21 protein-coding genes are annotated in these 22,325 nt (G+C 58.3%); 12 read left to right on the top strand and 9 right to left on the bottom strand.

What is annotated here, in order from left to right; genetic code table 11:
- Window positions 1–24: 24 nt before the first annotated feature.
- Genes FDP08_RS00510 through FDP08_RS00490 form a run of 5 tightly spaced genes read left to right on the top strand, consistent with a single transcriptional unit; the run spans window position 25 to window position 3,984 of the window.
- Window positions 25–750, top strand: a complete 726-nt coding sequence (locus FDP08_RS00510) for a methyltransferase family protein (RefSeq protein WP_137434099.1) — start codon at window positions 25–27, stop codon at window positions 748–750.
- Between the two features lie 40 nt (window positions 751–790).
- Window positions 791–1,279 (top strand): DUF4442 domain-containing protein, encoded by a 489-nt coding sequence (locus FDP08_RS00505; protein WP_137434098.1) that lies wholly within the window; start codon window positions 791–793, stop codon window positions 1,277–1,279.
- Window positions 1,276–2,460: a flavin-containing monooxygenase gene (locus tag FDP08_RS00500; protein ID WP_137434097.1), complete on the top strand. Its 1,185-nt coding sequence runs from the start codon at window positions 1,276–1,278 to the stop codon at window positions 2,458–2,460. The genes FDP08_RS00505 and FDP08_RS00500 overlap by 4 nt, the downstream gene beginning before the upstream one ends.
- The gene (locus FDP08_RS00495) at window positions 2,457–3,230 is read left to right on the top strand and encodes a PhzF family phenazine biosynthesis protein (protein WP_137434096.1); all 774 of its coding nucleotides are present in this window, start codon (window positions 2,457–2,459) and stop codon (window positions 3,228–3,230) included. The genes FDP08_RS00500 and FDP08_RS00495 overlap by 4 nt, the downstream gene beginning before the upstream one ends.
- Before the next feature lie 28 nt (window positions 3,231–3,258).
- Window positions 3,259–3,984 carry a class I SAM-dependent methyltransferase gene (locus tag FDP08_RS00490; protein ID WP_137434095.1) on the top strand — a complete coding sequence of 242 codons (726 nt, stop codon included), beginning with the start codon at window positions 3,259–3,261 and terminating at the stop codon, window positions 3,982–3,984.
- Between the two features lie 81 nt (window positions 3,985–4,065).
- On the opposite strand, the gene FDP08_RS00485 is transcribed toward FDP08_RS00490, so the two are convergent.
- Window positions 4,066–4,527 (bottom strand): GNAT family N-acetyltransferase, encoded by a 462-nt coding sequence (locus tag FDP08_RS00485; protein WP_137434094.1) that lies wholly within the window; start codon window positions 4,525–4,527, stop codon window positions 4,066–4,068.
- Between FDP08_RS00485 and FDP08_RS20645 the strand changes: the two genes are divergently transcribed.
- Complete coding sequence (locus tag FDP08_RS20645) at window positions 4,487–4,867, top strand: DUF3135 domain-containing protein (protein ID WP_137437174.1); 381 nt, start codon at window positions 4,487–4,489, stop codon at window positions 4,865–4,867. The genes FDP08_RS00485 and FDP08_RS20645 overlap by 41 nt on opposite strands.
- Window positions 4,868–5,016: 149 nt before the next feature.
- Here the strand turns inward: FDP08_RS20645 and FDP08_RS00475 are convergent, their stop codons facing one another.
- The 7 genes from FDP08_RS00475 to FDP08_RS00445 all read right to left on the bottom strand — a co-directional run bounded on the left by FDP08_RS00475 (window position 5,017) and on the right by FDP08_RS00445 (window position 11,890).
- A complete protein-coding gene (locus FDP08_RS00475) occupies window positions 5,017–5,898 on the bottom strand; it encodes a sulfurtransferase (protein WP_206077256.1) in 882 nt (293 codons plus the stop codon).
- A 91-nt stretch (window positions 5,899–5,989) separates the two neighbouring features.
- Window positions 5,990–6,388, bottom strand: a complete 399-nt coding sequence (locus FDP08_RS00470) for a GFA family protein (RefSeq protein ID WP_137434093.1) — start codon at window positions 6,386–6,388, stop codon at window positions 5,990–5,992.
- Window positions 6,389–6,391: 3 nt separating this feature from the next.
- Window positions 6,392–6,913: a GNAT family N-acetyltransferase gene (locus tag FDP08_RS00465; protein WP_137434092.1), complete on the bottom strand. Its 522-nt coding sequence runs from the start codon at window positions 6,911–6,913 to the stop codon at window positions 6,392–6,394.
- Between the two features lie 294 nt (window positions 6,914–7,207).
- On the bottom strand, window positions 7,208–8,989 hold the full coding sequence (locus tag FDP08_RS00460; protein WP_206077255.1) for a PQQ-dependent sugar dehydrogenase: 1,782 nt from the start codon (window positions 8,987–8,989) through the stop codon (window positions 7,208–7,210).
- 498 nt (window positions 8,990–9,487) lie between these two features.
- Complete coding sequence (locus FDP08_RS00455; protein ID WP_137434091.1) at window positions 9,488–9,763, bottom strand: YrhK family protein; 276 nt, start codon at window positions 9,761–9,763, stop codon at window positions 9,488–9,490.
- 55 nt (window positions 9,764–9,818) lie between these two features.
- Complete coding sequence (locus FDP08_RS00450; protein ID WP_137434090.1) at window positions 9,819–10,166, bottom strand: 4a-hydroxytetrahydrobiopterin dehydratase; 348 nt, start codon at window positions 10,164–10,166, stop codon at window positions 9,819–9,821.
- A 104-nt stretch (window positions 10,167–10,270) separates the two neighbouring features.
- Window positions 10,271–11,890, bottom strand: coding sequence for a winged helix-turn-helix domain-containing protein (locus FDP08_RS00445; protein ID WP_137434089.1), 1,620 nt, complete (start codon window positions 11,888–11,890; stop codon window positions 10,271–10,273).
- 163 nt (window positions 11,891–12,053) lie between these two features.
- Between FDP08_RS00445 and FDP08_RS00440 the strand changes: the two genes are divergently transcribed.
- The 6 genes from FDP08_RS00440 to FDP08_RS00415 all read left to right on the top strand — a co-directional run bounded on the left by FDP08_RS00440 (window position 12,054) and on the right by FDP08_RS00415 (window position 20,936).
- Window positions 12,054–12,428 (top strand): DsrE family protein, encoded by a 375-nt coding sequence (locus tag FDP08_RS00440; protein WP_137434088.1) that lies wholly within the window; start codon window positions 12,054–12,056, stop codon window positions 12,426–12,428.
- Between the two features lie 90 nt (window positions 12,429–12,518).
- Window positions 12,519–13,982, top strand: coding sequence for a pyridoxal phosphate-dependent decarboxylase family protein (locus FDP08_RS00435; protein WP_137434087.1), 1,464 nt, complete (start codon window positions 12,519–12,521; stop codon window positions 13,980–13,982).
- A 77-nt stretch (window positions 13,983–14,059) separates the two neighbouring features.
- Window positions 14,060–15,547: a cysteine synthase A gene (cysK, locus tag FDP08_RS00430; RefSeq protein WP_137434086.1), complete on the top strand. Its 1,488-nt coding sequence runs from the start codon at window positions 14,060–14,062 to the stop codon at window positions 15,545–15,547.
- A gap of 154 nt (window positions 15,548–15,701) precedes the next feature.
- Window positions 15,702–16,388: a translesion DNA synthesis-associated protein ImuA gene (gene imuA / locus FDP08_RS00425; protein ID WP_137434085.1), complete on the top strand. Its 687-nt coding sequence runs from the start codon at window positions 15,702–15,704 to the stop codon at window positions 16,386–16,388.
- A 7-nt stretch (window positions 16,389–16,395) separates the two neighbouring features.
- Window positions 16,396–17,814 (top strand): Y-family DNA polymerase, encoded by a 1,419-nt coding sequence (locus FDP08_RS00420; RefSeq protein WP_137434084.1) that lies wholly within the window; start codon window positions 16,396–16,398, stop codon window positions 17,812–17,814.
- Window positions 17,814–20,936, top strand: a complete 3,123-nt coding sequence (locus FDP08_RS00415) for an error-prone DNA polymerase (RefSeq protein ID WP_137434083.1) — start codon at window positions 17,814–17,816, stop codon at window positions 20,934–20,936. The genes FDP08_RS00420 and FDP08_RS00415 overlap by 1 nt, the downstream gene beginning before the upstream one ends.
- A gap of 60 nt (window positions 20,937–20,996) precedes the next feature.
- Here the strand turns inward: FDP08_RS00415 and FDP08_RS00410 are convergent, their stop codons facing one another.
- Window positions 20,997–22,319: a sodium ion-translocating decarboxylase subunit beta gene (locus tag FDP08_RS00410; protein ID WP_137434082.1), complete on the bottom strand. Its 1,323-nt coding sequence runs from the start codon at window positions 22,317–22,319 to the stop codon at window positions 20,997–20,999.
- Window positions 22,320–22,325 lie beyond the last annotated feature (6 nt).

The raw sequence follows: 22,325 nt of genomic DNA, 5'->3' as shown, positions 1-22,325 counted from the left end.
ACAACCCAGGAGAATCAGATTCCCATGAACACGTTAATCATTCTTCCTTATGCGCTGTTGTCTTATGCAATTGGCATGGGCGCTCTCTGCTACCTGATGCTGTTCCTGCAAAACCTGTGGTTACCAAAGACCATCGATTCAGGCAGCTCCGCCGACTTGGCTTTTGGCCTGACGGTCAATCTGACCATGCTCGTGATCTATCTGACAGTACACTCTGTCATGGCCCGGCCATGGTTCAAGGCCTGGTGGACACGCATCGTGCCGCCAGCGCTGGAGAGAAGTACCTATATCCTGATTTCCGGCACCACCCTGTTTTTGCTGATCGCCCTTTGGCAACCGCTGACCGGAACGATCTGGCGGGTTGATCACAACGTTTCAGCTGCGTTGATCTATGGCTTGTACGCGATCGGCTGGGGGTTGATGGTCAGTGCCACCTTTCACATCGATCACTTTTCCTTTTTCGGCTTGCGCCAGGCCTGGACCTGGGCACTGAAAAAGGCGCCTCGGCCGACCGTTTTCACGGCCCGTTACCTTTACGGCGTGACCCGGCACCCCATCAGTCTGGGCTGGTTAATCGTGTTCTGGGCGACACCACAAATGTCGGTGGGGCACGTGCTGATGGCACTGGTCTGCTCCTCCTACATCTTCATTGTAACGCCCATTGAAGAAGCGGACTTAATCCGAGAGTTGGGCGAGACCTACCGCGAATACCGCAAACAGGTGCCAGCTTTTCTGCCTTTTCGCCGCTGACTTTTAACCCTAACGCCAAACAATATCCGGGAGGCAAAAAATGAAACCATCTACGTTTAAACGCAAGATCAACTGGTATCCGCCCTACCTGGGTACGGGCATCCGAGTGATTCGGGTGGCGTCAGACTTCCGTACGATCGACGTGGAAATGAGATTGCGCTGGTACAACCGAAACACCATCGGTACCCACTTCGGCGGCAATCTGTCGACCATGATTGATCCTTTCTACATGTTGATTCTGATGAACATTCTGGGACGCGACTATGTCGTCTGGGATCAAAGCGTCACTATCGATTTTCTCAAACCAGGAAGGGGACGCGTCAAAGCTCATTTCCACATTCCCCAGTCACGGGTGGATGAGATTACCGCGGCCACTACTGATGGCAGCAAGTATCGTCCCACTTTTGAGGTAAATATCATTGATGAAGATAACGAGATAGTCGCCCGGGCAAAGAAAACCCTTTATATCAGACGAAAGCAGCGTGATCCCCAGCAGCAAAATACGCTCAAAGAGGAGGCACTGTCATGAGAAATAGTCATGCAAACAGCGTCCCGGACCGTGACATTATTATCGTCGGTGCAGGCACCTCCGGGTTATCGCTGGCCTTCCACCTTAAACAACAAAGTGTTCAACCGACCATTCTGGAGGCCAGTCAGGAAGCCGGGAGCGCCTGGCGTGCCCGGCACCCCCAGCTTCGTCTGAATACCCATAGATGGTTGTCTGCATTGCCCGGTAAGCCTCTCTCCAGAAAGCTCGGCACTTTCGTCGCCCGGGATGATTACCTTGACTATCTGAACCAATATGCCGATTGGTTAAGTCAGCATCATGGTGTCGAAATCCAATACGGCGTGATGGTCAGGCATATCGAAAAACAGGACGGTATCTGGCGGATTCACACCAACCGAGAGCCGGTGACCACGAGGCGGCTTGTCCTGGCCACCGGACCGGAACGGATTCCTTACACGCCTTGCTGGCCCGGAAGAAAAACGTGCCAAATCGAACAGCGACATGCAGCCGATTTTGGTGATGTCGGAGGCTATCGCGACAAGCGTGTCCTGATCGTCGGCGGGGCCAACTCCGGTATTGATATCGCCAATTCCCTGGTGCGTGCCGGTGAGTGTGAATCATTGGCGATTTCCATGCGCCAGGGTACCCATCTGTTGCCAACCCGATTGCTCGGTATACCGTCCCAGGTGACCGCACCGGCTCTGACCCTGTTACCCCTGAGACTACAAGACAAAGTCGGTGCACTGTTGTCGAGATTATGTTTTGGAGACCTGGAAAAATGGGGCATCCGTACGCCCCCAACGGGCATCTGCACCCGCCTTGTGAAGGAGGGTACGGCTCCTGGCTTTGATGACGGATTCGTGGCCGCCGTGAAGACGGGAAGGATGCAAGTCTACCCCGATATCAAATGTTTCAATACGCACTCTGTCACTTTTGTGGACGGTTCGATGCTGGAGTGTGACGTGGTGATTTTCGCTACCGGCTATCGCACTGGCTTGTCTGATTTGACGGGAGATCAAGATGTAACGCCCTTTATAAACCAGGACAATTTAAACGCCCAGGAGTCCGTTACCAACCAGCCTGGCTTCTGGATCTTTGGCATGCAGCCCAGGCTGGAGGGCAACATCTACGCGAGAACCAAAGAGGCGCGTCGGCTCGCACCCGAAATTGCCGGAATCGAACCCAATGGAGACCTGCCATGAAGTTGAAAATGTATCAGGTGGATGCGTTTGCAAACCACAGATTTGAGGGCAACCCGGCCGCCGTTTGTCTGCTGGATCATTGGCTTCCAGAGGAGGTCATGCAGTCTATCGCCCAGGAAAACAACCTGTCTGAGACTGCCTTTATCGTCAACAACGGTTCCGGCTTTGATATACGCTGGTTTACCCCCGTCCATGAAGTGGATCTTTGCGGTCATGCCACGCTGGCAGCGGCGAAAGTCCTCCTTCAACAGGGCCCTTCGGCAATGATGAGCTTTGAATCGAGAAGCGGCACGCTGACGGTCGCTCAACGGGACCAATGGTTGGAGATGGACTTTCCCGCACAAATGCCAGCAGCTTGCAGTACGCCTCGGACAATTTCTGAAGCGTTTGGCGAGACACCGAAACAATGCCTGAAAGGCGAAGACTATATCGTGGAGTTCGAAAGCGCAGAGACGGTTCTTAAGGTCAGGCCCTCGCTTGAGAAACTCAAGCAACTTGACCTGCGGGGAGTAGCGATTACCGCGCGATCCAATGAGTACGACTTTGTAACCCGATTCTTTGCGCCCAAATACGGCCTCAACGAGGATCCCGTTACCGGCTCGGCCTTCACTCAACTCGCCCCGTACTGGGCTGGGGTACTCAACAAGAGCGCCCTGCGTGCCAGGCAGGTTTCCCAACGCGGGGGCGACGTGTGCTGCGAAGTGACGGGGAATCGGGTGAAGATCGCGGGTAAAGCAGTCGTTTATCTAAAGGGAACTATAGAGATTTGACCCTCTCAGCTACCTGGAGATTTTGAAAATGGCCACGCAACAGGAACATTATGAACAGCTTTTGGCAGACATCTATTGCTGGATGATGGGCGGTTTCGCGTCCGGACTCGCAAAGAACGTCCACTTCTTCGAGCAACATGCAATAACCCCGGGCGGATCGGGGCTGGCTATCAATCTTGGCGCGGGCTGTGGATTTCAGTCCATTCCCCTGGCCCGGCTCGGCTTCTGCGTAACGGCAATCGATACCAGCGAGGACTTGCTTCGGGAACTGCAAAACAATGCCGCTGGCCTGGACATTCAGACTGTCCGGGATGACCTGATAAATTTTGATCACTATACCACCGGCAGAGTGGAACTCATCACATGTATGACGGATACGCTATTGCACTTAGAGTCTAAAGACAAGGTTCGCAGGCTCTTTGAAAAAGTCGCGACCTCACTTGAAACGGCTGGCAAATGTATACTCACTTTTCGTGACCTGTCAGCGGAGGTCTTTGGGACAGATCGGTTTATTCCGGTTCAAAGCGATGACTCCAGGATCTTTACCTGCTTTTTGGAGTTCGAGCCAGAGACAGTAAAAATAAATGATATTGTGTACCGAAAGGAAGAGGGTAAATGGCTGCTGAGCAAAAGTGATTACCGGAAACTTCGATTATCCAGGGAATGGGTAGAGCATCAGCTGGTTGAAGCGGGTTTATCGAATGTCGAGACAAAGGTGGATGGGGGGCTGGTGACGATTATTGCGACCAAATAACTCCGGCCAATAACCGATTAAACAGACTCTCGTCAATGGAGGTCGCCAAAAAGCGGCATGCGCATCTTTCTGACTGCCTTGTTAACTGTGGTCATCCAAAACCATTGGATTAAATAAAACACCGTTTTTTTCCACGACTCCGGTCGTTTTTTTAAAACCAAAAGACTCGTAAACCGGGACCGCATTATTAGAGGAATTGACGGTAAACCTACCCGGATTCCCCTTTGACAAACACTTAGCCTTGGCGACCTCCCATAGCTTTCGAGCAAGCCCACAACCTTGATAACTTTCTGATACAAACAGATGATAAAGGTGGCTGTTTTCTCGAATGCCTACGACACCAATAACTTCGCCATTATCTTCCGCTATATGATATTCGAAGCCCTGCCCCATGAACTCGAGAATCTTTTCAGCACTATTCGAACCTAAGAACTGATCTTTTCCCGCATCCGTAAATTCATGCACGATGAATTTTTTAGCGAGCGTGGCAATAAGCTGAGCGATAGCATTCACATCACTTGGCGTAGCTTCTCTGATTTCCAACTATACCCCTCGATTTCGCCCTCAGAAAAATTTACATGCCCATCTCTGGAGTCCATCAAATAAATCTGTCCCGGTTTTCCCGGCAGCGATTGAAGACTGCATTCGCCGCAGTTCGGAGTGCAATCAACGGCGGCTACGGGGCCTACAGTTTGTGATTGATGCCCGCCGCCGGACGGCCGGCAGCCCCATGAAGGCCTTGTTGGATATTCAAGCGATGATGTACGACTCGTTACTCGGCCTGCAACAGGCCCTGCTGGTTCAGCAGCGCCCGTGTGCACCAACGACGCCGACAAGCGCGCGAGTCCTGCGCTTTCGATCGCACCGGTCATCCGTGGATTAATGGTTCTAAGCTGAGATAACCCCGAGGCCAGTTCTGAACCCTGACAACAGGCGCGTCGTAGAAGTGGACAAAGGCTCGGACGTTCCTGAGCACTGCCATTGGCAAGTGATGGTTTTCCAGGAACTCTTTCATCTGACATTCTCGAATCGTCATTCTCCGAGTTCGAGGGGTAAGCTGCGATCTGCCGACCACTCGATGAGCCCCCCATCGTAAACGGCCACGTTCGGATGTCCCAGCAAGTGGAGGATAAACGCATCGCTCGAGGAGGCAATGCCACCGCCACAGTAGGTAATAACCCGCTCGGCCTCCAACATTGGGCGAAACAGCTCGCGCAGCTCTTCGGTCGGGCGATAACGCATCGTCTTCCGGTCGAGGATTTCCCATGCCGTCACGTTTTTTGCGCCTGGAATATGCCCTCTTCCCCCATATTCTTTACGTTCACCACGATGCTGGCGGCGGCCCAGCGCATTCACGATGCACGTTGTCGAGTCCTCAATTGCGGTCAACACCTCCTCTTTGCCAACGATGAGCTCCGGCCGGACATGCGGGGTGAACGTGGTAGCCGGGTACGCGCAGGGTTTCGAGGAGACCGGACGGTCTTCAAGCCGCCAGGCCTTCCACCCACCGTTAAGAACCGCCGCGTCGTCGAAGCCAAATGTGCGGAGCATCCACCACAATCGCGCGGCCCACATGTTCTCCCGCTCATCGTAAATCACGACACGTGTGCCGTTCCCGATGCCAAGTCGGCCCATGTGGTCGGCGAAGCGTTCCGCGGTTGGCATCGTAAACGTGTAGGAAGGCCGCTGGGGATCCGATATTTTCAGGAGATCTGCAAATGTTGCTCCCGGGATGTGGCGCCGCTTAAACCCACGCCTACCGCTCCTGATATGCGGGAATGGCCAGAGCTTGACTTGCACCGTTGCATCCACGATGCGTAGGTCAGGGTCGTCTAAGTGTTTCTCCAGCCACTCTGGTTCGACGAGCGGGTGAAGTGAGCCCGTCTCAGGCACATGCATATTGATTTCACTCATGGCAACCTCCCTGTGGTTCCACGACCGTGTCTAAATGCCGCCTAACGCCGCAATCACGCGTTCGTCGCGTGCATTGCCTTGTTGTCTGATTTCAATGTCCCGGTTCCCATTCCGAGAACGCTACGATTTGAGGGCCGTACTCCAGCCAGGGCACTTCATGCGAACTCCAGATATGACGTTCGGGCTTGGCGAGAGGGTTCTCATCTAGACTAGCGACTCGCAATACGACCCGAGGACTTCCCTCCTTCTCCGCAACCAGTTGGGAACCGCAGTTTGAGCAAAAGTAGCGCAGCTTGCCTGGTGAAGATTCGAAGCTGCTTAACAACTCTTTCCCTTTAGTCCACCGAAACTGCTCGCGGAGCACTCCTGCCCCGGTATTGAAGGCCGCCGAATGAGCTTTTTGGCATGTTCTGCAAGAGCAGTGCTGAATCGGTGTATCCAGCCGATCCACCTCGTACCTGACTTCGCCACACAGGCAACTTCCTTTCATTCCTCACTCTCCGAAGTGCCGAACAGATAACGCCGAAGCGCAGCGGCGCATTTGATTGTTAGGGCTTAGATATCTTTCCATTGAGAAATTCACTAACGAAACCGCGTTTCTTTGCACTTCATTTTTCTTGACCACAGAGAAGCCGCGGTGCTCGAAGAACGGCTTAGCAATGAGTGAAGCCTCAACGTATAAGCGTTTGAGATTTCTGGCCCTTGCCTCCGCAAGTAAATGCTCATACAAGGCAGATGCGACACCTCTTCCCTGAAAATTCGGATGGGTATAAGTACAGTCGATATGACCATTAGCATCCAGTTCGATAAAACCAGCTACACAATTTTCAATTAAAGCTATGAACGGTTTTTTCGCCTTCAGTCGCTCAGACCAGTTCTCATAATCCACAGGAGTAGGAGCCCAAGCTTCTTTTTGCTCTGACGTATACAACGAAGGATCAATTGCATGAATAGATTGATGAAACAATTCAGCAACTTCCCTAGCTTTGTCTGCAGAATAAGTTTGTATATCCATAGTAGCCCTAACGCCGCGTTCACCGGCTTGTCCGGTGCAACTCTTTGTTAGCATGGCCTTCCATTTAATGCGTGATTAATTATATAAGTTTTTCTGATCTGCTGAGGGACACCCACCCCATCCAACCTCAAACAAGGAAACCCATCACGGTCGATAGCACCGGCCTATGTATTTTATGGTTTTAATAGTCGACTATTGTGCGCGTCCTATTAGTCCCTACGACTTGTCCTGATAACCCGTCCTGATAACTCCTGAATGCGCTCTGTCCCCGTGATTCGTTCTACGGTACGCGCCTCAACGGATTTGCCCCCGGATCTCTCCGGGAGGATTGGCCAACGTGTGCACGTTGACGTAAGCATTTCCCAGGCGCATCGCTGTCAGCACGTCGCCGATACTCCCCCAGCCACAGGCGTTACCGGAGCCGGGTTCAGAAACATTCCCACTGGCCAGCGTGCCATCGGGGCTCACCGGTCCGCCGCTGAACAGAGTGACGCCTACAGGGCCATTGACACCCTCGGGCGCGCAGTGGATGTGCGCGGCGACGACGCCCTCGATATTCGCCACGATGAGCCGGAACGACAAGTGATTCGCTGTCCGGTTCATTTCAAAAGTGGCCTGACCCTGCGCCCGCGTTTCCGTCGCCGGTACCTCTTCGCTGCCGGAGAGGTGGGTGCGGAACCGGTTGGGAGCTTTTCCCTGACCGTTGACCATGCGTAGGACGACTCCGGTATCGCCGAACGGCGTCCCGGTTTCATTGGCCAGCACGTATAGCTCGCCGAATGCATCCTGGCCAAAGCCCAGCAGTACGAGCCCCAGGCTGTCTCGGTCCCGCAGGTCCAGCTCGAAGATGCGATCGTTCTTTCCAAGGTAGAACAGCCGGCCACTGTCAATGTATGGCTGTAAGTAGTCGCCAAAAACGTAGCGCCCCATCAGGTTCGGGATTAACGACCCCCGGTAGACAAAGCCGCCAATTACCGCGATACCCTCGTCGTGATCGTACACGGCCACGGGCTCGACCAGACCCGCCGGCGCGTTGCCGGGCCCGCAGTTGAATACAAACCCCGGCTCGGTGCCGTTGGGATGGAAACAGAAGGACCCCTCCTTGATGGGCCAACCGTAGTTGCCACCAGGAACACCGACATCAACCTCCTCGATGTCATTCTGACCCACGTCAGCGATCATCATCTCGCCGGTGTAGGCATCGAAGGAGAAACGGAAAGGGTTACGGAACCCGTAAGCGAAAATCTCGTCGACCGCGTCGGCGTCGCCGACGAAGGGGTTATCCACCGGCACGCCATACTGGCCGTTGGCGGCGTTGCTGCCCTGGGGATCAATACGCAGGATGGTACCCAGCACGTTGCCCGGATCCTGGCCATTGCCGCCGGGTACGTGGCCGACCCCCTGATCGTCAGCCGCGCCGCCGTCGCCGAGCGAAATGTAGAGCATGCCATAGGGTCCGAACGCGAGCGTACCGCCATTGTGGTTGAACTGTGGCTCGTCGATCCGTAGCAGTTCCCGACGGGAGGTGGGATCAACAACGGCGCCGCGCTCGCACGACGGCGCTGGAACCCGCCATTCGTTAATGACGCTTTGGTGGTTCGCATCGACCCCAACCGGCATGGTCGAGAAGTCCGCGGGGCCGGCGACCGGCTCCGATGTGTAGGTATAGAGCAGGCCATTGTTGGCGAAGTCGGGGTGGAACGTGAAGCCCAGCAGGCCCCGTTCATCGAATGTACCCGGCCCGCCGACGCCGAGTGATACCAGTCGGTCGCTGACGTCAAGAAGCACGCTCCTGTCGCCGGTGTCGATGTTGACAGCCCAGAGGATACCGTCCTGGTCTGACACCACCAGCCGGTCCTGGAGATTGGTACAGCCGGGCACGTCGCTACCCCAGTTCGGGGCCGTCATGCCATCGGCTGACGTTTCCAGAACGATCCGCACGTGGCCCGAATCTATCGGCTCGGGGATCGGATCGTCCAGCGCTTCTTGGGCGCCGGCCACCGTCGACAGAGCCAACGTCCCGGCCAGCAATGACATGGAGAAATTCGCGTTGTATCGGCGAAGCACGTCTCGCATAAGATTCCCTCCTCACCGCGGGGCACAGACAGGACCCGTCGGCTATGGCCTGTTCTTGGCCACTGCAATCGCCCGCTAACTCCTACATGCCGCGCCTTCCCATCAACTGCACGGGCACCCCCTCGGCTCTTGGAAAACAGTCGTGCAATGACCCCCTAAAAACAGACTTAAAGGCAATTCTATTTTAGCACGCACCTCGGTAGCTTTCGACCCCGTGATCCACGGCCGAGTCCGAATTCCAGGGTCAGCTATGATCACGCCAATATGGATATATATGGACGCCCTGGCCTTGTAACATGGACATGGACCATAAAAACCATGTCAAACCACTACCACATCATCCTTCATATCAAGGCCGAGCAAGCCAAGTCTTGGAGCATGGACGAAGTCACCGACCGTTGGCATACCCTATTCAAAGGTACTGTTCTGACTCATCGATACCTCGCCAACACCCGAAGACGATGGGCACCCCGCTCAAAAACCTCAATTGTGAGGCTTCTAGCTTTCCCAGTTGCTCGCCGGAATCCGCTTCACATGGATATGGCTCAGCAGGCGGATGGTGGGGCGGATCAGGAATTGGAAACTGCCGATGATGAACATCCAGATGGCCGGTCTTTCGTAATCGGGGAACAGAAACAGGACACTGCCCAATAGAAACCAGATGGCAATGAAGAAATCGTTGGTGATGCTGATCATTTCGTAACGGCGGCGGATGATCAGTTCTTCATGGCCCAGTTTGAGCGTGAGGGGGTTATCGGTGCGATTCTCAACCATGGCCTCGCCTCGCTTGAGTGGGCTGTGGCGGAAGGCGCCTTCCGCCACGAGGAAGTCATTGCATCTCGTTATAGGCGGCATCGGTCTTTGCCGCCATGATGAAATCGTTCTTGTGCAGCCCGCCTATGGCGTGGGTCCACCAGTTTACGGTCACTTTCCCATACTCTAGAAGAATGGCGGGGTGATGGTCCTCTGACTCGGCCAGGTCGCCCACTTTGTTGGTGAAGGCCTGAGCCTGCGCAAAGTTTTTGAGCTTGAAGACCTTGTGCAACTGCTCTTCGCCATCGACTTCGACAATTTCCCAGTCGGGCACTTCCTTCTGAAGGGTCAGCTTCTCACTTTCCGATACCGTTGGAGCACCTGCGCGGCAGGCTTCACAGCTATGCTGGGTTAGTTCGCTCATCCGTCACCTCCAAACCTATCCATTTACAGTTACTGTGGGCTTCATGTTCGCAGTTATCAACCAGCGTTCCGCCTGGCGTGCAAGGAAAACAGGCGCGCGGGGTGTCAGCCGGCCAGCATCCGGGCGGTTTCCGGTACCCCGGCCCGGCGCAACCCTTCCAGGTAGCAATCGATCTGGGCCTGCTCCCTCAGATAAAACAGCTTTTCCCGGGCGAAGGCCACAGAAAACCCGGGCTGCTCGCAGAGCAGGTGCGCCGTCGCGTCCCGGGCCGCAGCTATCCGGTTGAGATACGCCAGGGCCACGGCACGGTGGGCGCAGGTCCAGTACTGGCAGTTGGGGATTGTCGCGGCCCGGTCCGTCCACTCCAGGGCCGTTTCGAAATCGCCCTGAAAAATCATGGCAAGGGCGCCGTAGGTTAAAAATGCCCACATCTGGGGGTCGTTGGGGCTCAGGGCGATGGACTTCCGGAAGTTCTTGAGCGCTTCGTCATACCGGGCCTCATATGCCAGCGAGTCACCGAGGCCGCAAAACGCGGCCGCGAAGGTCGGGTTCAGTTCGATGGCAACGCGGTTTTCGCGAATGGCGTTCCGGTACTCACGCCTTGCCAACAACACCCGCGCTTTCAGGGCATGGAAGGTGGCGTTGTTGGGCATCAACATCAGTGCCTTGTCGCAGGCGCTCAGGGCCTCATCCAGCAGGGCCTGCGTGGGCTGCGTATCCCAGTAGACCATGCCCAGAATCACCGCATAGGCCCACCAGGCAAACGCCTCTCCGAAGAAGGGATCCAGCGTCTGACTCTGTCGCAGCAGGCGCTGGGCCTCTCGATTGTCCGGCCCGGTAAACTGGTAGAAATGGTGAACCCCGAGGTGGTAACAATCCCAGGCCTGAAGGTTGGCCGGTCGGTTATGAACTACCTTATTGCGCTCGGCGTAACCGATCTCGGGCTCAAGGCGGGCGGCGATGGTCTCGGTAATGTCGTCCTGCAGCTCGAAGATATCGGCAATCTGGCGGTTGTAGCGGTCTGCCCACTGGGTATGCCCGCTGTGGCAGTCGGTCAGGTGAACATTTACCCGCACCCGGTCGCCGGCCCGCTGCACGCTGCCCTCCACCACGTAATCCACGCCCAGGGTCTGCCCCAGTATCTGCACGTTGATGGCCTGTCCTTTGAAGCCAAAGGTGGTGTTGCGGGCGACCACATCCAGCCAGCGGTGTTTGGACAGGTTGGAAATGATGTCGGTGGTGATGCCGTCGGAGAAGTATTCCTGGCCTGGGTCGTTGGTCAGGTTGGTGAACGGCAGCACCGCCACCGCGGGCTTGGCGCTGTGCCCAATGGACTGAGGGGCCGGTTCCGGCTCCGCCTCGGGCGTTTGCGGGGCTAATGGCGCGACGCTTGCCGGGGTGTCGTCGGTGGCGTCCAGTTCCTGAACCGGAGCTATAAAGCGGAAGCCCTTCTTGTGCACGGTGCGGATGTAGCGCTGGGTGCGGCCATCATCCTCCAGCAGCTTGCGGGCAATCTTGATGCGGCTGCTGAGCGCCGAATCGGAGACAATCCGGCCTCGCCATACACGCTCATTGATTTCTTCTTTGGTGAGCATGCGATGGCGGTTCTGTACCAGCATGACAAGCAACTCAATCACCTGCGGTTCAGTTGCCAGGGCAACCCCGCCACGGGATAGCTCGAAACGGTCGGTATCGAGTTCAAAGTCGTCAAATTGGTAACGCATAAGCCAAGCCGGAAAAGCCTGTGCATGTCTTTACAAGGTTATTGCAATCTCCAGAGTTTCTCCAGATTTAAATCGCCTCCCCGCCAAGCTTCGCCTGCCTCCGAGGCCTACGATAGATCCTGTTGCATCAGCAACCACACACCGACCAACAGGAGATGCCACCATGAATACCCAACAAGCCAATGCCCCGAAATATCTGGTTAATTGCCAGGACGGCGCCAACAACCTTGAGCGCGCCACCATTGCCGCCATCCTTGCGACCACGGCGTCCAAAACCAATGAGACCGCCCTGTTCATTACCGCCGATGCCACGAATCTGTTCGTGAAAGGCGCGATGGAGGGCCTGGCAGCCGACGGCCATGAACCCCTGGAGAACCTGATCAGCCAGTACCAGGCCAACGGCGGCAAGATCTGGATCTGCCCGGTATGCCTGAAAACCAAAGGCATCGGCGAGTCCGACCTGATCGACGGAGCCGAGGTTGCAGGCGCGCCACGAACCATGGAGTTCCTGGCGACCGGCGGCCTGATGCTGGCCTGAGCGAATACGGCGGCGACTTCCTTCGAGCCGCCGCCGTTGACTGAAACCCGCCCGGATTTTTGGGGTCGAACCAGAGGGAGCGTCACAACCATGAACACAGACAAAGCCGAATGCGGCCACCTGACAGAGTTCTCCGCACAGCTTGCCCGGCAGCTGGACGCTTACCTGACCTTCCAGCACCCGGATGCCATGCAGCAACCAGACACCTGGCGCCAGGCTCTGGCTCAACCGATGCCCGAAGACGGCATTGGCATCCAGGCTGTGCTGGCGGAACTGGGTGAATGGGTGATCCCCAACGGCTCCCCTATTCCCAACCCGGGCTGCACCGCCTTTATCACCACCGGCGCCACCACCATCGGCGCGCTGGCAACGCTGGCCGGCTCGGTGGCGGCGCCCCAACGTCTCGGCCTTACCGCCTTCAACTTTCTCGAAGAACTCTCGCTGGACTGGATGGCCCGGATGTTCGGATTGCCGGAGGAAATGAAGGGGCTCTATAGCAGCGGTGGTTCTGTCGCCAATCTGGTGGCTCTGGGCGCAGCCCGGCAAGCGGCCTTTGAAGCTCTGGGTATTGATCCCGCCAGGGATGGAATTGCCCGCCCCTGCCGGCTGTATGCCTCCGCCGAATGCCATCACTCGGTTCAACGCGCCGCCGCGGTTCTGGGCATGGGTCGGCGCTCAGTGTGCGGAATCGACACAGACCAGCAGGGCCGGATGTGCCCGGCGGCACTGCGCCGGCAGTTGATGGCGGATCAGCAGACAAACCTGTTACCGGTGGCCGTGATTGCCAATGCCGGCAGCACCAACCGGGGCGCCATTGACCCGCTTCGGGAGATTGGCGAAACCGCGGCAGCCTATGGCATCTGGTTCCATGTGGACGGTGCCTATGGCCTGCCCGGCATCCTTGATCCCCGGGTCCTGCCGCTCTACGACGGCCTGGACCTGGCGGATTCCGTAATCGTAGACCCCCACAAGTGGCTGGGCGCCCCCGTGGGCATTGGCGCCACCTACGTGAAAGACCGGGAGTTACTGAACCGGGCCTTCACCCAGGAGGCGGCCACCTATCTGGAAGGCGCCTGCACCAATGATGTCGCGGCGCATTCCATGGATAACCTGGGCATTCCGTATGCGGATATGGGGGTGGAACTGTCCGCCCCATCACGGGGAGCGGTGGTATGGGCCCTGATTCGCGAGATCGGTGTTGCAGGTCTGCGTGAGCGGATCATCCGCCACAACACCCTGGCACGCCATGTTGCCGAGCGCGCCGACGCCCACCCGAACCTTGAGGTCGTCTCGGCGCCAACGCTCTCGATCTGCGGGATCCGCTATCTAAGCGACCGCTGGCGCGATCTGAACGAACTGAACCGCCGCATCCACCGGCGCATGGTGCAGCGTGGGCGGGCCATTCCCAGCACCACCCTGGTCAATGGCACGCTGGCGATCCGCCCATGTTTTGTGGGCGCAAGAACAACCTTGAAGGAAGCCGATGAACTCGTTGACGAGGTTCTGGCTGTGGGCCAAGAAGTGGCCCAAATGAATGACGAAGCCGCTGGCTGAGCTATAATTTAAGGATCCCTGGCGTACCCCGAAACGGGTTAGGGCGTCCTTCTCTCAAGCAGAAAAGGAGAAGAATCATGGGTACGCTTTACCACAGCATCCTGGATACCATCGGCCACACCCCGACGGTACGTATCAATAACCTCGGCCCCAAAGGGGTCAATCTCTACGTCAAGATCGAAGCCTTCAATCCCATGGGGTCGGTCAAGGATCGCCTTGCCTTGGGCGTGATCGAAGACGCCGAACAACGCGGCGAACTGAAACCCGGGCAAACCATCGTTGAGGCCACCAGCGGTAACACCGGTATCGGCCTGGCCATGGTCTGCGCCCAGAAGGGCTACCCCCTGGTAGTCACCATGGCCGAAAACTTCAGTGTGGAACGGCGCAAGCTGATGCGCTTTCTGGGCGCCAAGGTGGTGCTCACTCCGGCCTCGCTGAAGGGCTCCGGCATGGTGGCCAAGGCGGAAGAGCTGGCCCGTGAGCACGGCTGGTGGCAACCCCGCCAGTTCGAGAACCCGGCCAACGCCGCCGTGCACGAACGCACCACCGCTGTTGAAATCCTGGAGGACTTCGAAGGCGTCGGCCTCGATTACTGGGTGACCGGTTTTGGCACCGGCGGCACGCTCAACGGGGTTTCCCGGGTGCTGAAACGCAAGACTCCCAACACCCGCATTGTGGTCTGCGAACCGGACAACTCCGCGATCCTGGCCAGCGGCATTGCCCAGCCCCGGAACGCCAGCGGCGACCATTCGGAAAGCCACCCGATGTTCCGCCCCCACCTGATGCAGGGCTGGTCACCGGATTTTGTGCCCAAACTGGCGGAAGAGGTGATGCAGGCCCACAACATCGATGAATTCATCCCGATTGGTGGTAACGATGCCCTGCAGTGCGCCCGGGACCTGGCCCGCCGGGAAGGCATTTTTGTCGGCATTTCCGCCGGGGCCACCTTCGCGGGAGCCCTCAAGGTGGCCGAGCAGGCCCCGGAAGGGGCCACCATCCTGTGCATGTTGCCAGACACTGGCGAACGCTACCTCACCACCCCGCTGTTTGAGGATGTGCCCGTGGAAATGACCGAAGAAGAAATGGCGCTGTCACGCTCCACGCCCAACTACCGGTTCGATATCACCGTGCCCCAGGCGCCGCCTGCTCCGAGCCAGCCGGTAGAGCTGGATCCGGAAGCGGTGGACGAAGTCGAAGCACTGATCAGCGATCCGGACCACCCGGTGATCATGTTCGCGCTGGAATGGTGTGAGTTCTGCTGGTCGGTGCGCAAGGTGTTCCAGAAGTACGGCATCGACTACAAATCGGTCGATCTGGATTCGGTGGCCTACCAACAGGGCAACCGGGGCGGGCAGATTCGCGCGGTACTGAAAGAAAAAACCGGCTGGACCACTCTGCCGCAGATTTTCATCAACGGCGAGTTTGTCGGCGGTTGCACCGATGTCTTTGACCAGATCAAGGACGGCTCCTTGATGCCCCGTCTCCAGAGCCAGCATATTGGCTTCAACTCGGAAATCCATGTGGACCCGTACAGCATGCTGCCGGGCTGGCTGCATCCGCGCTGATCTCGCGCCACTGTCCTCAAGAGGGGCGCTTTGCGCCCCTTTTTTGTGGCCGGCTTCTCCCTGGGGAAAATCTCAGCATTGCCCCTACGCCATCCTTGAAATTCAGCCGCTTTCAGAATACTGTATATTTAAACAGTATATTGAGATCTTTCCCATGAGCGAGCTTCTGAACACGCTGATGCAGGATGCCCGCGTCTGGCAGGGGCACCGGCACACGCAAACCACCCAGCCGGCGGAACCGACCGGCTACCAGATTCTGGACAATCAGCTCGGTGGCATTGGCTGGCCGAAAGGCGCCCTGAGCGAATGCCTGCTGGACACCCCCGGTATTGGCGAGCTGCACCTGCTGCTGCCACTGATGCAACGGCTTTCCCACAATGGCAAAACTGTGTTCTGGCTGAACCCGCCGTATACGCCCTATGCCCCGGCGCTGGCCCGGGAAGGCGTGAACCTGGATCAGGTGGTCATGATCCACACCGACGACGGGGATTTCCTGTGGACCCTGGAGAACTGCCTGCGTTCGCCGGTCACCGGCCTGGTGATGGCCTGGCCAGGCAAACTGGCCTCGCGGGAAGTCCGGCGCTTACAGCTGGCCGCGGAAGCCGGCAGCAATGTATGTGTGCTCTTCCGCGAACGCTGTTACGCCGGGCAGAACTCCCCCGCTGCCCTGCGGCTTGAGCTGGAACCCGGCGACCAGCAGGAACTGAAGGTCAACATCGTCAAACGCCGCGGCAGCTGGCCCGGCCAACGCTGCGCCTTGGCGATGGCGCACCGGGCGGATCTGTCGTTCCGCGAAGCCCCCCGTGTGGTTCAGGGCCCCTGGCCCGCCTCAACCCGGTAAGATCGCCATGCTCTGGTTGTACCTGCACTTCCCGCACCTGTTGCTGGATCATATTCGTCGGTCTCGCGAGGAAGCGGGCGCACTGGTGATCGTCGAAGGGTCCGGACAAAAGGTAATCCAGGCCTGCCCCGATGCCCGGGATCAGGGTGTGCGTGCCGGTATGCGGCTGAAAACCGCCATCAGCCTGGTGCCGGAGCTGGGCATGGTGCGCGCGGATCATCAGCAGGAAGCCCGGATTCTGGAAGACCAGGCCCGCTGGCTCTACCGTTATGCCGCCCACATTGTGCTGGTGCCACCGGATGGCCTGATGGCGGAAATCGGCAGTTTGCAGCGGCTCTATGGCGGCCTGCCAGCAGTCTGGCAAACCGTGGAACAGGCACTCGACGAACGCCAGCTGACCGCCTGGCCCGGCATTGGCCACACACCGCTGGCGGCCCGGCTGATCGCCCGCTCCGGCAAGGGCGAATGCACTGCCGACAGCGGCCACATTCTGCGCACCCTGGGCCAGTTGCCGCTGCTGACGGCGGAATTCGATGCCCGCACCTGCACCCGCCTGCAACGGCTGGGGTTGAATACCCTGGGCGAAGTCTTTGACCTGCCGGCAACAGAACTGGCCCGGCGGCTGTCCCCGGAAACTCTGGCCCATGTTCAGAAAATCCAGGGCGCCCGACCCGACCCCCAATCCCCCTGGCAGCCGCCCCACCACTTCCGGCAACAGGCGGATTTCGTGCAGGAGATTGAACAATCCCAGGGTTTGCTGTTTCCATTGCAGCGCATTCTGTCGGAGCTGGAAGAAGACCTGTGCTGGCGTCAGCAGGAAACCGACATCCTGTTGCTGATTCTCCACCACCGCCACGAAGAGCCGACCCGCCTGCGCATTCGCACCTCAGGCCCGGAGCACCGGGCGGAGGCGTTTCTGGACCTGATTCGTCTGCGCTTTGAACAACACCCCCTGCGGGCGCCGGTGGTCTCACTGCTGTTGTCGGTGAAACGGTTCCTGGGTCGCGAGGCCCACAACGGGCAGGACTTGCTGGGCGATTCCCAGGATCTGAATGAAGCCTGGCATACCCTGATGAGCCGACTACAGGCCCGGCTGGGAGACAACGCCCTCAAGCAGCTTTCGCCCCAGGCTGACCATCGCCCGGAACGGGCCTGGAGTGCGTCCGCCGTGCAGCGCAAAAGCCGGCCGGAAACACCCCTTTCAAGCCAGCTGCCCCGCCGTCCCCTGTGGTTACTGCCGGGGCCGCAACCACTCACGGAAACGCCAACCACCTGGTTTGCCGGCCCGGAACGGATCAGTGGTGGCTGGTGGGATGGCCAGCGGGTACACCGGGATTATTACGTCGCCCAGCTCAACAATGGCCAGCTGGCCTGGGTGTTTCGGGATGTGCGGGACGGCTGGTTCGTGCACGGGTGGTTTGGCTAATGAATGAGTTGTCCTACGCTGAGCTGTTCTGCTTCAGCAACTTCACCTTCCTGACTGGCGCCTCCCACCCTCAGGAACTGGCCGAGCGAGCCGCCGAACTGGGCTACACCGCCCTGGCCATCACCGATGCTTGCTCGGTGGCCGGTATCCCCCGCGCCTGGGCCGCCCTGAAGGACAGCCCGGTGAAGCTGATCACCGGCAGCTGGCTTGAACTCCACGATGCCCCGCCCGGCGCCATTCCGCCCCGATTTATTGTTCTGGCCCGCACTCGCAAGGGTTATGGCCAGCTCTGCCAGCTGATCACCACGGGGCGGCGCCGGGCGGAGAAAGGCCAGTACCAGCTGTTCTTCCGGGACGTGGAAACTCACACACTGGATGACTGCCTGTGCCTGTGGCTGCCGCCTTCACCGGCCGACGCCGACGCCGATCAGGCCCTGGCCGGTGGCGAATGGCTGCAACGGCTGTTCGAGCCGCGTTTCTGGATTGCTGCGGCCCGTACTCTTGAATCCGGCGAGGAACAGCAACTGGCCCGTGCCCGCTGGCTGGCCGATCAATTGCGCTGCCCGATCACCGCCACCGGCGAGGTGCACATGCACAGCCGGGAGCGTCAGCCGCTGCAGGACGTACTCACCGCCCTGCGCAACCACACCAGCCTGGAGAATGCCGGCCACTGCCTGTTCCAGAATGGCGAACGTTACCTGCGGCCATTGCCGGTTTTGCGGCGCCTGTTCCCGGAAGCCTGGCTTCGGGAAGCTCTCCGGATTGCCGACCAGTGCACCTTCGAGCCCGGCAGCCTGCGCTACGAGTACCCGCCAGACCTGGTACCGGACGGTGAATCGCCGGCGGCCTACCTGAAACGATTGACCCGCGAGGGCGAACACCGCCGATACCCCGAAGGAACCCCGTTGAGCGTTCAGGGGCTGATCCGCAAGGAGCTGGCCCTGATCTCGGAGATGAAGTACGAGCACTACTTTCTCACCATCCACGACATCGTCGCCTTTGCCCGCAATCAGGGCATCCTCTGCCAGGGTCGGGGCTCGGCGGCCAATTCCGCCGTATGTTACTGCCTGGGCATCACCGAGGTTAATCCGGCCCGGGTGGAACTGCTGTTCGAGCGCTTCATCTCCAAAGACCGTAACGAGCCACCAGACATCGACGTGGACTTTGAGCATGAACGTCGGGAAGAGGTCATCCAGTACATTTACCGGCGCTACAGTCGTGAACGGGCCGCCCTGGCGGCCACTGTGATCCGCTACCGGCCACGCAGTGCCATTCGTGATGTGGGCAAGGCCCTGGGTTTTGATCCGGCCATGGTGGAGCAGCTGCTGGAAGGCATCGACTGGCGGGACAAGGCCAACAACTGGCGCCAGCAGATTCTCGACAAACACCTGACCCGCAACCCGAAAGTGGCCGACCAGTTCTTTACCCTGGTCAATACCCTGCTCGGCTTTCCACGCCATCTGTCCCAGCATGTGGGCGGGTTTGTTATCAGCGCGGGCCCGCTGGCCGAGCTGGTACCGGTGGAAAACGCCGCCATGGCCGACCGGACTGTCATCCAGTGGGACAAAGACGACCTGGAAAGCCTGGGCCTGATGAAAGTAGATGTGCTTGCCCTGGGCATGCTGACCGCCATCCGTAAGGCCTTGGAGCTGATAAGTGCGGAAAAAGGCACAGCCTTCACCATGCAGGACGTTCCTGAGGAAGACCCGTCCACCTACGCCATGCTCCAGAAAGGCGACAGCATTGGCGTCTTCCAGGTGGAATCCCGCGCCCAGATCAATATGCTTCCGCGCCTGAAACCGAGCACCTATTACGACCTGGTGATCGAGGTTGCCATCGTCCGCCCCGGTCCCATACAGGGCGATATGGTGCACCCCTACCTACGCCGCAAACATGGGCTGGAGCCGGTCGACTACCCCAACGATGCGGTCCGCAAAGTCCTTGAGCGCACCCTGGGTGTACCCATCTTTCAGGAACAGGTGATCAAACTGGCCATGGTGGCCGCTGGTTTCTCCGCCGGAGAGGCCGACCAGCTCCGCCGCGCCATGGCCGCCTGGAAATCGCACGGCGATCTGACACCCTTTCGGGACAAGCTCATCAACGGCATGCTGGAAAGAGGCCACGACACCGATTTCGCCGAGAGGCTGTATCTTCAGATCTGTGGCTTTGGCGGCTACGGCTTTCCGGAATCCCACGCCGCCAGTTTTGCGTTGCTGGTGTATGTGTCCTCATGGATAAAGCGCCACTACCCTGCAGCTTTCTATTGCGCCCTGCTCAACAGCCAGCCCATGGGATTCTACTCACCCTCCCAGCTGGTTCAGGACGCCCGCCGGCACAACGTCATCGCGTTGCCAACGGATGTAAATCACAGCCAGTGGGACCACACACTCGAAGGCTCCGATCACCAACTACGCCTGGGTCTGAGGCTAATTCAGGGTCTGTCCACCAGGGGTGCCGAACGCCTTTGCCAGCATCGCCCACAGCAGGGCTACCGCACCACCGACGAACTCCGGCAACTGGCAGGGCTGAATCAGCGGGATATGGAACTTCTCGCCGGGGCCAACGCCATGCCGGACTTCACCGCCAACCGTCATCAGGCCTACTGGCAACTCCTCGGTCACGAGCAACCCGCTGAACTCTTTGCTGCTGAAACAAGCGCGGAATACCTGCCGGACAACACCTGCGTGCACCTGCCCGAGCCCACGGAAGGCCAGAATGTACTCGCCGACTACGCCAGCCAGGGGCTTACCCTGCAACGCCACCCCCTGGCCCTGCTCCGTGAACAGGGCCACCTGAAGTTCTGCCTCAGCGCCGAACAGCTCAAGGCCATCCAGCCGGGTCGTCCTGTCCAGGTTGCCGGCCTGGTCACCGGCCGCCAACGCCCCGGCTCTGCCTCCGGAGTTACCTTCGTTACCCTGGAAGATGAAACCGGTAATGTGAATGTGGTGGTATGGCTGGAAACAGCCCGGCGGCAGCGTAAGCCGTTGATCACGGCGCGGTTGTTACATGTGAAGGGTGTATTGGAGAGAGAGGGGGATATTGTTCATGTGATGGCAGGACGGTTATCGGATTTGAGTCATTTGATTGAGACATTGCCGGTTAGTTCGCGGGATTTTCATTAGAAACAGAAACAAGAAAACCCCGCACGAAGCGGGGCTTTCTTGTTCACCAGAGTGAAACGATCAGCCCAGAAGCTTGATCATCACACCCGCAGCCACCGCAGAGCCGATTACGCCGGCCACGTTCGGGCCCATGGCGTGCATCAGCAGGAAGTTATGCGGATTGGCCTCAAGACCAACCTTGTTGGACACCCGTGCTGCCATTGGCACCGCGGATACGCCGGCAGAACCGATCAACGGATTGATGGGCTCTTTGACGAAGGCATTCATCAGCTTCGCCATCAGAACACCACACGCCGTACCAACACCGAAGGCCACAATACCCAGCCCCAGGATGCCCAGAGTCTGACCATCCAGGAACTTGTCTGCCATCAGCTTGGAGCCAACCGACAGCCCCAGGAAAATGGTCACGATATTGATGAGTGCGTTCTGGGCAGTGTCGCTCAAACGCTCAACCACGCCACACTCACGCATCAGGTTACCAAAGCAGAACATACCCAGCAGCGGAGCCGCATCCGGCAGGAACAGTGCAACCGCAACCAGCACCACGATCGGGAAGACGATTTTCTCTTTCTTCGTCACCGGGCGCAGCTGGGACATCTTGATGGCCCGTTCTTTCTGTGTGGTCAGCGCCTTCATGATCGGCGGCTGAATCATCGGAACCAGCGCCATGTAAGCGTAGGCTGAAACCGCGATGGCACCAATCAGGTGGGGTGCCAGTACGCTGGACACATAGATGGATGTGGGGCCATCCGCACCACCGATAATACCGATGGCAGCAGCTTCCAGGATGGTGAAATCAAGAATGCCCAGCCAGTCCAGCAACGCTGCACCCAGCACCGTACCAAAGATACCGAACTGGGCAGCGGCGCCCAGCAGCAATGTCTTCGGGTTTGCCAGCAGCGGGCCAAAGTCCGTCATTGCACCTACACCCATGAAAATCAGCAGCGGCCCAACGGTACTACCAATAACAATGGTGTAAAAGTTGTAGAGCATACCATTGCCATAGCCGTAGTCAGATGCAATGGCATTAGCCGCGCTAACGGTGGAATAGCCCGCATCCTTGAAGGCGAGTTTAAACGCCTCCTTCACCTCAGGGGTCACGACCTGCCCCGCCTGGTAACCAACATCCAGTGTGCTGGCCAAAGCCGCCAGAACTTCCGGCTTGGCAAAATGCAGGGCATTCTCCGCCGCAGACAGGGCAAGCCCTGCCTCCGGAATATTCGCCAGAATGCCACCGAAACCAATCGGTACCAGCAACAATGGCTCGAACTTCTTGCGGATCGCAAGGTACAGAAGCAGCAGGCCGATGACGATCATCACCACCTGGCCAATTTCTATGTTGAACAGGCCACTGCCCGTCCACAACGTCATTAATTTATCCATGGAATG

The sequence above is a fragment of the Marinobacter panjinensis genome, from assembly GCF_005298175.1.
GTDB classification, from domain to species: domain Bacteria; phylum Pseudomonadota; class Gammaproteobacteria; order Pseudomonadales; family Oleiphilaceae; genus Marinobacter; species Marinobacter panjinensis.
Note: the sequence above shows the minus strand (reverse complement) of the source record. Positions and strands in the feature narration are given on the sequence as shown.